Raw genomic sequence first — 14,137 nt, forward strand, 5'->3', positions numbered from 1 at the left:
GCACTGAAGGGATTGACGCCTATTATAGTATTGACGGTGGAGCTTATCAGCTTTTTTACTCAACTCGCGGAACTTTTCAAATATCACATTCAACGGAGGTAACCGGTCTGGAGGGGAATACTCTTGCCCTGCAGATAAAGGGCTACACTAATGCCGGAACCAAAGGCGTAAAATGGGATAATGTGCTTGTAAGCGGTTTTCCGACGACAGTTAATGTGCCGCCTTACGCTCCGGCGCTGACGAGTCCCGCCGACAGCAATATCTCCGATGATATTGGCCCTATATTTACATGGACATTCTCGGATTTTAATTCCGGCGATACGCAGAGCGCTTATCAGTGGGTTGCTGACAATGATTCCGGTTTTGGTTCAATAGATTACGATTCGGGGAAGACCGTCACGGCCGTAGCTTCTTATACCACTGCGATGCCTGAGGGAACCTGGTACTGGAAAGTCAAGACATGGGACGCGTCGGATTTGGATGGAAGTTATGCTTCTTACAGAACGCTTATAATCGACACAACGCCTCCCGGCGCCGTTGTCAATCTTGCCGCATCGTCCTCGGGAAGCAACATTGGGCTCATCTGGACTCCGGGAACGGATGCTTTTACCGGCGTTTCGCATCAGGCGCTTTACAGAGCGACTTTTACGATAACGAATCAGTACGCCGCCAATGTGACCGTGCTGAGCAATTCTCTCGCGGCTGCGGCGGGAAGCTACACCGACCCCGCCGTGAATTTCGGCACGACATATTATTATGTGATTACGGCTTTTGACGAGGCGACGAACGAATCAGGCATATCAAACTGCGATTCGGCTACTCCCGCCACTATCGGGGATCCGCGCTTATCCCGCACGGATTATTATTGTGAGCCGCTTTTTACTCCCGGGAACAACCTTCCCGCCGGCGCGGCGCCCTATATGAACCAGCGCCTTGTCGCGCTCATAAATTCCGCGCAGAGCAGATGTTATGTCGCGATTTATGAGCTGACCGACGATGACCCCGCCGGCAATTCAATAACGGATTCGCTCATAGCGCGGGCGGCGGCAATCGGCGCCGGTAATGTCAAGGTGATAACCGACCGGAAAAACAATGCCACGGACGCGGTAAACGCCCTGAAAGCGGCGGGAATCACGGTGAAGGACGACGGCACGGTTTATCCCGTTATGAACAACAAGTTCGCCGTAATTGACGGCAAATATGTCTGGACAGGTTCGGCGGACTGGACGGACAGCGACGGCGGCGGCTTTGACAGGCATGACAACGATGCGATAATCATTCAGGATGAGGCCGTGGCGCTGGCTTATGAAAATCAGTTTCTGGATATGTTCAATGACGGCAAATTCCATGTCGCCAGCACTCGTAACGGTTCAAAGGATGTCAGCGGGAATAATGTTGAATTTTATTTTACCGGCTCCAACGCTATAGAAGACGCCTCTTCCTTCGGTTTGCGTTATAAGGTAAAGAACGCCGCCGAGTCCTGCATAGGCGCGATATACATTTTTACGGACTCGCAGTTGCCGAGTCTTGAAGACGACCTTAGGGATGCCAGGGGCGAGGGACAGGTGGTGCGTCTTCTCTTTGACACTGATCAATACAGCGGTTCGCCGTATAATTTTCTTGATCAATTGGGAATGAATGTCCGGCTGGACAACAGCGTGGCTATGCTGAAGTCAAAGCTCATGGTCATAGATCAGGAAATAGTGGCGACCGGCTCCATGGACTGGAGGACGATTTCCGGCGGCGTTTCTTCCGACCCCACCGACGAAAATTATCTTTTTATTCGTGATGATATACTCGCCAGGCAGTATATGCGCTATCTTATGAGACTGCACGAGCTCGCCAGCGACTCCGACGGGGGCACCCCGGAAGATCCCTCAGCCGACATGGACGCGCCGGACGCCGTGAGCAATGTTTACGCTTACGGCAGCGGTTCCGGAAAGATAACAGTTGAGTTTGACGCTTCTACTGACCCGAAATTTTCAAGATATTACATTTTTATCTCCACGCTGCAGAATTACGCCAACGCCATGGCCGTGAAGCAGAAATTCATAGACACGGGCCAGACGAATCTTTCGGACGCGTGCGACAACGACGGCGATAAAGCGGTGGACGAGGAAATATTCAACGGCATTGACGATGACGGCGACGGCCTTATCGACGAGGACATAAACATTCTCGCCGAAAAAGTCGTGAAAACCAAAGGCGAGGGCACCGTGCAGGTGGAACTGACGACTTATTCGCACGGAAGGCAGCTGGACAACAACACAACCTACTGGGTGTGCGTTCTCCAGACGGACAAATCGGGCAACGAATCCCCGGCGTCGTTTGCGGACGCTTCCGAACCCACGGTGGGCGATTCTTTTTACGGATATGTTTCTCCGGGCGTTCCCGTGCCTAACACAGCGCCTGAATGCCGTGTCGCCTCGCCCTCGGGCTGGAATGGCGGAGCTTTTGATATTTCGGCGACGGCCTGGGATAACGACGGGAGTCCTTACGACGATTCCGTTATGTCGGTTGAGTTTTATTATTCAACAGCTTCCGCATCAGGCCCGTGGCTTTACGCGGGAATGAAATATGCTCCTCCGTCAGCAGGCTCATCACTTGCCCCGTCAACAGGCACATACACATACACATGGAACAGCGCCTCCTGCATAAAGCAGGATTCCACGGTCTGGTTAAGGGCCAGGGCAAAAGACTATAACCTGCACAAATATTCGGCATGGTCGGTTTCATCCGTCTTCAGCGTTGACAATCAGCCCCCGCCGGCGCCTTCACCCGACGACGGGATTGCCGCTTCCGGCTCAAACTGGACTCAGGACAATAATCCTATAATGAGCTGGACGGCTGTGACGGACCCGGGTTCGGGCCTCCACGCCACGGAACCCTATCTTGTCCGTTACGATACCGGTGCGGCTGTTGCTCAGTCAGGTTTGACATACACGAAAACGCTTTCAGACGGCAGTCACATATTCTATGTCGCCGCCAAAGACGCTGCCGTCGCTGTCGGCAATATCAGCGCTTACGGGAATCATTCCGTCAATGTTGACAACACGCCTCCGCCCGCGACCATCGTCACTGATCCGCCCGTTGTGGAATTTGACAGGATCACGATAGAGTGGAATTCCGTCACCGACGCCACTTCCGGCGTTCTGCATTACAATGTTTACAGGGATGTGGCTGATATTGTCTCGGTGGCGGCTCTCACGCCGATCGCGCAACCCACAACGACCTCATATACGGATGATTCAGGCCTTGCGGCAGGGGTGGAGTATTTCTATGTTGTGTGCGCCGTTGATAAAGCGGGAAATGAAGCGTCCATATTAAACTGCGTTTCCGGCACCGCCGCGGCGCCTCCCGTCAAGGCTTCGGCCTGGCACATCCCTTCGTCCACAACGGTTGTTTCCGGCTCTCACACATACAGGGATCCCGCTTATGAGGTGCATAAGGGCACAAAAGTTTATTTCTACAGCAAGAGCGCCCAAGCCGCGACGCAGTCCGGACTTACGCTTTACTGGGGCACCGACGGGGCGAGTTACAGCGCCGCCGCGGGACAGTACGATTCCAGCGACGCTTCTTACGATTTCTGGTATGCCACGGTGACGATCACTCAATCCGGCGGCACGACTTTCTACTATTACCTCGCCGCGGATTATTTTGCCGGAGCTGACAGGACATATCTCTACGACCTTTATTCAAACGGCATAAGTTCAACGAGCGCTTTCGCCGCGGACGCCGTGAGCAAACCCTTCAAACTTTACATCATCAACACACCTCCGCCCGCGCCGTCTCTGATCTCTCCAAACGGCGGAGAAGAGCTTTTTGCCGACGATGTGTGGACAATAACATGGTCAACAGTCACAGACTCGGACGGCGATACGCTTTATTACGACATTGATTATTCCGTTGATGGCGGTGTGAGCTGGAACGGCATAACGGGCAACGCTCAGGGATCTTCCTATGCCTGGACGGTTGAGAACACTCCCTATGAGGGGGCGCTCATGAGGATAAGGGCCTATGACGGCACGGACTATTCGGATTTTGACGAGTCTGATTCCACCTTCACAATAAGCGCTGTGACAACAGACCACATAGTCATAAGCGAGGTCTGTGTGGGGTACGGTTCCAGTGGCATAGAATATATTGAACTCTATAATCCGACCACATATACATGGCTTTTGGACGGCAAACTCGGACTTAAAATAACAGCGGGAAGTCCGTGGAGTCTTGTAACTAAAACCGCCGGACTGGATTATACAGCGAATGCGGGTTCAAATTCTATCGCGCCAAAAGGATTTTTTCTTATAACTGATAACGATGTGCCGCATACGATAGGTTCCGTGGCTTCGGATTGTCTTTTTGCCGAGGGAATGACTGAAAAGGGAGGCATTCAAATCCTTTATAACAACATAATAATAGACAGACTTGCGTGGGGAACAACCAATGCGGGCAATGTTTCCGATTGCACGGAAACAACCCGTGTCTCGGAGCTGAAAGACATAGACAGTAACTGGTCAATGGAGAGGAAGGCTTATCCGAACTCAACGGCGGAATCAATGACCGCTGGTTACGCCGCTATTGACGTGTCTACAGGCGCGGATAATAACAAGGGCAATGCCGTCGATACGGACAATAACTCCGCCGATTTTGTGGTTCACAAAGACACCCATTATTTTACGCCGCAGAATTCGCTTTCAGCTGTTGAGCCGCCGCCGAATACCAGCGCCCCGACGCTGTCCGGAGGCTCCGTGTCGCCCGCGAAAGGGACAACGGCGACCTCTTTTTCTTTCAGCGTGAATTACACGGACTTGGGCAACGACCGTCCGACCAGCGCGAAGGTTTATATTGACGGCGACGCCGGCCATCCAATGGGTTCCAGTGACGAGGTGTACGACAACGGAAGCGTGCACACCTACGCGACCACTCTTTCGGCCGGCGCACATGAGTATTATTTCCATTTCTCCGACGGCAAATATTATGCGAGGTATCCGTTAGTCGGAGTTTTAACCGGGCCGAATGTCGGGCCGAATCTTGACACAATTGAGATCATCCGTCCTGACACTCCCGCGGATCACGAAAACAGATTTCCCGGAACGGTGACATTTGAGTGCTGTCTTTCCGGCGGCGGAGCGGGGGATGTGAACGGTTACAGTTCTTTTGAGGCCCAATTAAAATACAGCTTGAACGGCGGGGCTTATCAGACTCTCGCCATGACCCAGGACAGCGCCGGAGCTGACGGCAATTACTTTACCGTTTCAAGGAATTTTGTCGCAGGAGATTATGTTAATTTCTATTTTGAGGGCAGGGACGGCGATTCTTCCGCATGGGCTGATTGCGGCGGTGAAACTTCCTATTTCAGCGTGGGGCTGCTTGCCGGATGGCATTATCCGCCGGTCAAATTCAAAGGCGCCCCCGGTTTCCCCTCGACTTACAGATATCCGCTTATTCCTCTGCAAACCCAAACAGTTGACATATTCGCCGGCTGTGAAGCCTCAACGGCTTCCGTTTCTATCTATTACGCGGTGAACGCTCTTCCGGTGATGGCCGCGGACGGCTCAGCCGCCTCCGGCAGCGTAAAAATAGATATTGAGAAGGAATTTTCGGTCGGCGCGGCGGATGATGACAGGGAAGGCAATTATTTCACGACAAGAGTGTCCACCAATCCCATTCCCGTACAGAACGACGAAGCTACGGTCTATTACTTCATCAAAACACATCTGACCGGTTATCCGACGACATATCTGATAAAAGACGCCAACAGCGCTGATAATTCTCATATGACGCCGGATAAGCCGACGCTCAAAACGCAGTGTTTCTCCTACACTGTCGGCGAGGTGGAGCTCATAGACGCTTTTCATATCGCCTCACTGCCGGACAATCCGTCCACTTTAGGAATGAGGGAGGCGGTGTATTACACCGATTACAGCCTTAATATCCACACCGCTCACGGCGCCAGAACCGAGACGGTAAACATTTACTTCGGAAAGAACGCCGACCCCGGCGATTATGACGGAGACAGCGATGATCTGGACGCGACTCTTTATTTCAGGAACTGCGTGTCAAATGGCGAAGAGTATACAAGTGACAATGAATTCGCGCATCAGTCCACTTTCACATATTACAGCACGATAGGTTCAACCGATTACTGGCATTGCTCATTTGTCCAGCCGTCGGATGATTCCCGGTTTTTCAGGAGAGACGATATCGTGGAGTATTATATAGAGCTCAAAAAAGAGGGCATGGCAACAACCGTTATCTATCCCGGCGCGAACAACGGGGCGGCGCCCGATGACAATAGCGCGGTAATCGCCGAGAGCATATTTGAAAAAACTGCGGCTTACAACAACCCCGCCCAGCCGAAATTCTGGTATCAGGTAGAGAACTATCCGCCGGTTATGCAGTATGCGTTGAGCCCGGCGGATTACGCGGAGAATATACCGCTCAATGCTACTGGCAATAAGTGGGAATTCCGCTGGGAGGGCGCCGTAGATTATGACGGTGACGGGATCGCGCAGTATCAGTTCCAGATCTCAAAAGATTTTAATTTTCCCGACGGCCAAATCATCTCTTCCTTCACCGTTTCCGGCAGTTCCACTGCATACACGGCCTCCGGCCTTTATGACGGCGCTGTTTATTACTGGAGGGTGAAGGCAAAGGATTCATACGGAGAATGGGGCGACTGGTGCAATAACAATTCTCACTGGACATTTTTTTCGCTCGGCTCGGCGCGGGTGTCGTGGCTTTCAATGAGATACGGCCCGACGGGAACGGAAAATGTAATGGATGACCTCGGCAACGGCACAATATACACCGATATAACTAATAGCGACGCCGTGCAGATAAAGTTTGATTTTCGGCCCACTCCGGCCGCCACGGTTGCCCAGGCGAGGGTTTATTATGCGATAAGCTCCTCGCAGTTCGATCCCGTAGTGACTTATGCTGATTCCACAAACACGGTGACGAACTCTTTCTTTTTCCGCGCGGCAGATTTTCCAAACGGCAATCCGACAAACTACGATTCCGGAAACATGACGACGGTCGGATCCGGCGGCGTGTCCACAGTCACGATAACGATTCCCGCCGATGTGCACCGGAAAATGGATACGGGTTCTTATTTCTGGGTGCAGCCCTGCGTGACGGCCTTAGCGGAAAGCGCCACCAGCTGGATAAACGGCAAAGCCCGCTGTTACGCGATAAATGAGAACGCCGATAAGATCGTTACCGGCAGGGGTTCAAAAAACAGCGAGTTTCCCGCCAATTACAGCGCCGCGCCCGGGGTGGGGGATTCCAATCTCGACACTATGGTGGACAATTATACTTCTCTCTGGCACGATCCGTCCGCTCCGCTCATGCCCGGTTATCTGTTGAAGAATTATCTGACACCGCGGAACGATATGAAGCGCGTCAATTGGAATAAGCGCCGGCTCAACAGCTCCAACGCTTATTTAACGGAAGACACGCCTGACGCGGCCGGGAATCCGGATATGTATTACGGCGAGGATCCGGGCATATACATGAGGACGGCTTATCATGACCTCGGCTCCGGCGGCCTGGCGGCTTCCGGCTGTTCCGTAGTGATGTCTTACAACAATTTCGCTACCGTTAAAACGGCGCCTCTGTCATATGAGAACATCAATATTTCAACTTCCATGAGCCCCTATGAGCTGAAATACAGCTTTCTCAAAGCCCTTGAATCAAGTGACGCGAAGAATATGCCGGAGAACGCCGAGATCCAATATTACTTCAAGCTCAGTCAGGGAAGTTCCGGCATAAGCTATCTCTGTAAAAACGGCTCCGGCGCGCAGGTGGTGGATTCGGAAGGCGCCGCCCAGACGAATCCTTTCACATATCATGTGCTTCAGGACGATTACACGAGGCCTTTCGTGTGGAAGGAGCCGAAGCCCTACGCCGTGCCCGGCGACAGCACAACTCTCTGCGGCAGGAGCGTGGGTTATGTTATGATAAGCATCGGCCTCGCCGACACGGTTGACGGATATATAACCCCTGTTCCGGGCGGGGCGAAACTGGGGCCCTTTAACACCTGGCCCGGCGGCTGGTCGGACGCCGTTACAGAGGGTTATGACGAATATCTGCTGGGCGATGCGATAAATCACGCGCCTTTTAATTCCGCCGGAGTAGGAGATTACAGCGAAGACAATGACGGCTATTTTGGGAATAATGTCCCCGCCGTCAATGTTTCAACCTTCACCACTGCCAGCGGTGTTGTCTCCAGCGCCGGCGATAATATCAATTACACCGACGCCAAGAGATGGACTCATCACACTCTGTGTTATTTTGCGTATATGGCTACTGCCGCTGAATGTGATGAGGTCGGTTTCAGAAATGCGCCGACACAACAGCTTTTTACAATCGCGTCTGTTGATGGCGAGGCTTATCATAAGAATGTTCCTGGCGGCACTGACTGGAATCCCGGCTCAACGATCAGCGGTGTTGTGGAGATGGCGCCGAAGGACGCCGCCGGCACCGAGTGGTATGCGAGGATCCCCGTTCCGCCGAATGTTGAGGAAGTGCCGTATCTCTATTACAGGATATGGGCCTGCAACGGCGACGCCGACCCTCAGGCGCGTTATACTGAGCGCGGCGGTGGTGGCAGTACCACTCCCGGGCAGTTTACGGGCTGGACAGGGGTCAGCGGCGGTACGCAAATAGATGACCCGTACCTGCCGGAATTTCCGTCAGGGGTTGCCAGTCCGGGTAAAGCCGGCGGCAGATACCGCGACAGGGATTACGGCTGGGTCACAAGATCGCTTTTCGCCGGCATGGTGGCCAAGCCCGCGCAGGTGCGGATAACGGCCATCGTCAACTACAGGAATACGCGGCGCCAGGTGACGGCCTTTATGAAGATAGACGGGGCCACGAAAAGGCCCGCCGGCATACTTTCCATACAGGTCAACACGCCGAAAATGCTCGGTGACTGAAATTGAAGTTTTGCCGTGATGCGGAAATGATGAGAGTGGTAACACGGGAAACTGTCGCATTTTTGACTAATTTGCTAAAATGAAAGCTATGGGTAAAAACAAAAAAGGCGTAACGCTCGTTGGGCTTATGATCACCGTGTCGGTGATACTGCTGGCTCTTGTGCCGCTGCTGCGGCTTTTTATAAACGCCAACAGGGGCAACCAGCATCTGGCCCAGATGACGGTTGCCGAGAATCTCATACAGCAGACATTTGATGAGATAAGTCGTAAGAAGTGGGACGAGAACAGCATCTCTCCCGGCGAATATCTTACAACCACCTTGGCATCAGCATCTTCCGGTGCGCCGTGGGTGACATGGACCGTTGATGCGACGGAAAACGCCGCTAACAAAACAACTTTTGATGATATGGACGATTATTCGGCTATTCTTGACGACACGCCCCGGGATTTGTCGGGAAATATTATTCCGGGTTACGAGGCCTACCGGATTTCAGTTGATGTTAAGTATGTTACAAATCCCCGCACAGGCGTACCCAATGTTGTGGCGGGTCCGGAAGATTTCAAGAAAGTGACCATTCGGGTCTCATGGAAGGGCGGCGGCGCCAACCGCACGACGGTAAAGGAAAAAACGCGCATATTCTATAACGGAGTGGATTATACCAGATGATGAAAAAATCTGAAAAACGCAGAGGCGCTTTCACTCTCGTTGAGATGATGATAACCATGGCTATCCTCGCCGTCATATTCATACCGCTTGTAAAAATAATGATGTCTGCCACAAAGACATGGTGGTTCGCGAGAGCCAAGATGACCATAGAGCAGGACGGCAGGGACGCTCTGTCGTTTATAAACAAGGAGTTCCAGGGCGCTTACAGATTTTCAATGGGGAATCTCATTTATAACGCCGGCTTTGAGGGTTATTACAACGATATATTGGACCGGGACCAGCCCATGCTGTGGCCCGCCGCGGATTATGGGGATGTGATGTACAACCGTTCCGCCTCAAGCGCTGTTGTCGCTTCCGGCTACGCTTCGGTGACGCTCAATGCCGCCGGTTCGCAGTATGCTTATATCGGCCCGGGCGGCGAGGGCTTTGAGATCATAGGCGATGCGGCCGGCACCGAGGTGATGTTCGCTTTCAAGGCCAAGGCTTCAACAAATGCCGTTGTCGCCACCGATGTCACGGGTTCGGTGGAACTTTTCGGCGTCCCCCTCTCCCCTGCATTTGATGTGGCGTCGGGGGTGGGAATATCTTCCACGACATGGACTGAATTCGTTTCGACCTACACGCTCGCCCCTTCCGCGAATTATAATGTTGTTTTTAAGACGACAAACGGCGGCGTTATCATAGACGAGGTGTCGGTCAGGCCCATAAAATCCGTTCTCCTGGACTTAGTAGCCCCTCTGACGGTGAATGTAACATCCTACATATATGTTTCCCAGACCTCCGGCGGAGCTCCCGGCGAGCCGGAATCAATGTTCAGGATAGACAACAGAAATACGAAGAGCGGCGATGTCATCAAAAGACTGAACTGCTACAGCGTTGAGTATGTGGCGGGCAGCCCTGACGCGGGAATAACCACGCGCTTTTACAACGCCCTTGCCGAGAATTTGCGGCAACTTGAATTTAGGATTGAATTGCCGTCGGAGGGAACCAACTCCCCCATCACCATTAGACTGCAGATGGGTGCGAAGGTCAGGGGTGATAAATACGGAGACCCCACGACATTCACCATAAGAAAGACGGTGTATCCGAGGAAATAAGATGCTGAAAAGATTAACAGGACGGCTCTTCGCAAAAGACGCGCGGGCGGGGCAGTCCATCGTGCTGGCGGTGATAACCATTACTTTTATGGCGGGAATAGGTTATGCTCTTGTTATGTGGTCGCGCGCCCAGAGCCGTCAGGCGGTGCAGAAGGAACAGCACGGTTCCGCCGAGGAAATAGGCAAATCCTGCATTGACCAGGCCGTTTATGAGATAATGCACGGCGCATATTCCGGCGGCGGCGGATATACATGGGGTGATAATAAACTTGCCGGTGGTGATAATGTCTTGTTGCAGATGACGCTCCCGGACGGTACGACGGTGGGCGTACTTATAGAAGAAATAGGAGATCTCGGCGTCGAGCCTTAGGGAAAAAGTGGGCGTCCTGAATATTATGAGGAGAGAAAACAAATGAAATCATATATCCTTGGAGTTGTCATAGGCCTTCTGCTCGTCGCCGGCGCCGTTTTTACTTTTAAGAAAATGACATCTATCCCGCCTGCCAAACAGGACAGCGCGGCCATAGAGATGACGCGCAAGGCGCTTGACTTTGAAAAATCCGGTGATATGAAAGCCGCGGTAAAGATGTACAAAAAAATAGTGAAAAAATGCCCGTCTTCCGGCTGGGCGGAACTTTCTCTTTACAGGGTTTTTGAGATACACGCGGCCAAGGATAAAAAAAAGATGATAGAAACGGCCGACTGGTATCTTAAGGAGTTCCCCCGGAAAAGAGGCAGTGAAATAGCCTGCAGAGTGGGGGAATATTATTTTCTTGAGAGCGGCTCGCCTGAACGGGCGAGAAAACTTTTTCTTCACGCCGTGAATCTGGCCACTGATCCTCAATGGACGATCCGCGCGCGGGACAGGCTGGCGGATTTTTATTACAGGCAGGGGGAGTTTGATAAGCTGATAGAGATGAATAATCATGTTATAGAAAGCCTGGGAGACAAGGTCAACGCGGACCATTACAGGATACTCAATCTGAAAGCTTATTGGCGCCAGGGCGCTCAGAAAAAGGCCTATGACGAGGCGAAGAAGATAAAAAACAATAAGCAGCCCGTCGTGAAAAATGAGATACTTTACTGGAAAGTCCTTTCAAAGTTTGAGCCTAAAAACGCCGAAGCCCTGATGTATCTGGGCGACGCGTACAGGAGAATGGGTTTTCAGGAGCAGGCGAAGACTTACTGGCGCGCGGCCGCGAAAATAGCGCCCAAAAACGCCGAGATCCGGGAACGGTTAAAAATAAAATGAAGGCATGGGGGATTCTCAGCGGCATAAAAAATACGCTTATGCGGAAAAAACATTTTTTTTTTTACGCTGGCGCTCATCATTATAGCCGCCGGGGTCGCCCTTAAAAGACACACATCTTCCAGGCCGCCCAAAGAGAAGGAAGCAGGCCTGGCCAAAACCCCGCCGTCCCGGAAAAAATAGGCATGGACATCATAAAACAGAGGATAAAAGAAAAAAAATACCTTGAGAGCGAAGCTCTTTTGAACGATTTTATCAAAGGAAAGCACAGTAAGGAAGAAAAATACGAGGCGAGATTCGCGCTGGGTTATGTCTATCTTTCTCTGGGACAATGGAAGAAGGCTTTTGTGGAATTCAAGCTGGTCGCGAGCGCCTCTCCACCCCACAAAAGAAGTCCCGATGCCACTTATATGGCCGCGGAGCTGTTGGATCAGAAATTTGCTGACAGGGAAAAAGCCGTGGAGTATTACGAAAAATATGTGGAAAAGTGGCCGCAGGGCAGGCTTGCCCGGCGCGCGATGAAAAAATTGGGGAGTAATTAAGAGGTTCCCCTTTTACGGGGGAAGAGTATGATCAAAAGAGGAGATTGAATATGAAAAAAAGCGTGGCAAAAAAATTGAATATACTGGTCACAAACGACGACGGGATCCTTTCCGAAGGTTCGCTGCCTCTCATAGACGCTCTTTCGGAATTCGGACATGTGGCAGCGGTGCTGCCGGACAGGATGAGGAGCGCCTGTTCTCATTCCATATCTTTGCACAAGGCTCTGCGTCTGAGGAAGATCAGGAAAGATGTCTATGTTTCCGACGGCACGCCTGTTGACTGCGTGAGGCTGGGGATATTGAGGGTGTTCAAGGACGATGTCGATTTCGTGATTTCCGGTATCAACGCCGGACCCAACATGGGCGATGACCTCAATTATTCCGGCACGGTCGCGGCCGCGCGCGAGGCGGCTTTTATGGGCGTGAAAGCCGCGGGGGTGTCTCTCGTTGTTAAAAAAAGGCGTGATTTCGCCGCGGCCACGGAAGTGCTGCGGAAAATTTTCCCGCAGCTTGTAAAAACAAGATTGTCGCGGGGCGCGTTTTTCAACATAAACATCCCGGATGTTGCGCCCGGTAAAATCAAGGGCGTTAAAATCGTCAGTCAGGGCCGGCGGATATATGACAGGGCCGCTATTAAAAGGATAGACCCGAGAGGCGACAACTACTACTGGCTGGCGGGGGAGAAGCTCAGCGGTTTTATGATAAAGGGCACGGATATTGAGGCGCTGGAAAATAATTATGTCACACTTATGCCGGTGACGCTGGATCACACATCCCACACCGACTTAAAAGCGCTTCGGGGCAGTAATTTTAAGCTGTGATGCTGGGGCGGACCTGACCCCGTTATATGTTTAAATTAGTTTCGCCGTGGCCGCTCTCTCCCGTCCAGAAGAAGGCTTCGGAAAAACTTTTCAAAGGTCTTTCTCAAAAAGATCATCCGCTCGCTCTTATGGGCGTGACGGGTTCAGGAAAAACTTTTACGCTTGCCAGGGTGATAGAACAATGGGGTCGCCCGGCACTCATAATATCTCACAACAAAACTCTTGCCGCACAGCTATACACCGAGTTCAAAAGTTTTTTTCCTCACAACGCCGTCTGCTACTTTGTTTCTTATTACGATTATTACCAGCCGGAGGCCTACATACCGTCGTCAGACACCTATATAGACAAGGACGCTTCAATAAACGAGCAGATAGACAAGCTGCGGCTTCAGGCGGTGGCGGCCCTTTCGTCAAGACAGGATGTTATCGTGATAGCGACCGTATCCTGTATTTACGGCCTGGGTTCGCCGGAAGACTGGTCGGAGATGGCCTTTGAAATTTCCGCGAACCAGAAGATTTCCCCATCGGCGGTCGCGAAAGCGCTCTCGCTCATACAGTACAGCAGAAATGATATTGATTTCAGCGTCGGGTCTTTCCGCCTTAAAGGCGGCACGATGGATATTTTTTCACCCGCCAGCTCCAACCCTTTCAGGATAATGTGGAAGGGCGAAAGCGTGAGCAGAATTTATGAATTCGACCCTCTCAGCTACAAGGCGGTGAGGGATATGGAAAAACTGCGGGTGTTTCCCGTAAAATTTTTTGTCACAAGCAAGGCCCGGTTAAAAAGAGCCATTTCCGGCATAAAAAAAGAATTGAATGAAC

The 14,137-nt window shown here is 52.0% G+C and carries 8 protein-coding genes; all 8 read left to right on the forward strand.

Features of this window, described 5'->3' with window-relative positions:
* A partial coding sequence (locus FP827_07215; protein MBA3052855.1) for a hypothetical protein occupies window positions 1-8,939 on the forward strand: 8,939 nt, incomplete at its 5' end.
* Window positions 8,940-9,027: 88 nt separating this feature from the next.
* A complete protein-coding gene (locus FP827_07220) occupies window positions 9,028-9,606 on the forward strand; it encodes a hypothetical protein (GenBank protein ID MBA3052856.1) in 579 nt (192 codons plus the stop codon).
* The gene (locus FP827_07225; protein ID MBA3052857.1) at window positions 9,603-10,703 is read left to right on the forward strand and encodes a prepilin-type N-terminal cleavage/methylation domain-containing protein; all 1,101 of its coding nucleotides are present in this window, start codon (window positions 9,603-9,605) and stop codon (window positions 10,701-10,703) included. Before FP827_07220 ends, FP827_07225 begins: the two co-directional genes overlap by 4 nt.
* Before the next feature lies 1 nt (window position 10,704).
* On the forward strand, window positions 10,705-11,073 hold the full coding sequence (locus FP827_07230; GenBank protein MBA3052858.1) for a hypothetical protein: 369 nt from the start codon (window positions 10,705-10,707) through the stop codon (window positions 11,071-11,073).
* Window positions 11,074-11,115: 42 nt separating this feature from the next.
* Window positions 11,116-11,955 carry a DUF3042 family protein gene (locus tag FP827_07235; protein ID MBA3052859.1) on the forward strand — a complete coding sequence of 280 codons (840 nt, stop codon included), beginning with the start codon at window positions 11,116-11,118 and terminating at the stop codon, window positions 11,953-11,955.
* 182 nt (window positions 11,956-12,137) lie between these two features.
* Entirely contained in the window at window positions 12,138-12,494 is a 357-nt protein-coding gene (locus tag FP827_07240; GenBank protein ID MBA3052860.1) for a hypothetical protein, read from the forward strand.
* Between the two features lie 50 nt (window positions 12,495-12,544).
* Window positions 12,545-13,315 carry a 5'/3'-nucleotidase SurE gene (gene surE / locus FP827_07245; GenBank protein ID MBA3052861.1) on the forward strand — a complete coding sequence of 257 codons (771 nt, stop codon included), beginning with the start codon at window positions 12,545-12,547 and terminating at the stop codon, window positions 13,313-13,315.
* Between the two features lie 26 nt (window positions 13,316-13,341).
* A partial coding sequence (locus FP827_07250; protein ID MBA3052862.1) for an excinuclease ABC subunit B occupies window positions 13,342-14,137 on the forward strand: 796 nt, incomplete at its 3' end.

It is taken from the genome of Candidatus Omnitrophota bacterium (assembly GCA_013791745.1).
In the GTDB taxonomy this organism is placed as follows: Bacteria; CG03; CG03; order CG03; family CG03; genus CG03.